This window comes from Halomonas sp. SIMBA_159 (genome assembly GCF_046536035.1).
Classification (GTDB): Bacteria; Pseudomonadota; Gammaproteobacteria; order Pseudomonadales; family Halomonadaceae; genus Vreelandella; species Vreelandella venusta_A.
The window spans coordinates 1-240 of record NZ_JAWJBT010001483.1 but is presented as its reverse complement, the minus strand read 5'-3'; the positions used below and the strand labels follow the sequence as shown (position 1 = coordinate 240).

Annotated in this window: 1 protein-coding gene; it reads left to right on the top strand. The window is 56.2% G+C overall.

Annotated features, from left to right (window positions below):
• On the top strand, nt 1-240 hold a 240-nt coding region (locus R0J87_RS24165), incomplete at both ends, for a UDP-N-acetylglucosamine 2-epimerase (RefSeq protein ID WP_484541911.1).

Genomic DNA, 240 nt, shown 5'->3' with positions numbered 1-240 from the left:
GGATTCTGGAAGGGCTAAAACCTATTCTTGCCGAGTTCAAACCAGACGTCGTGCTGGTTCACGGCGACACAACGACGACGCTGGCAACCAGCCTGGCGGCGTTTTATCAGCGTATTCCTGTTGGTCACGTTGAGGCTGGTCTGCGCACGGGCGATCTCTATTCGCCGTGGCCGGAAGAGGCTAACCGTACATTGACCGGGCATCTGGCGATGTATCACTTCTCTCCAACCGAAACTTCCC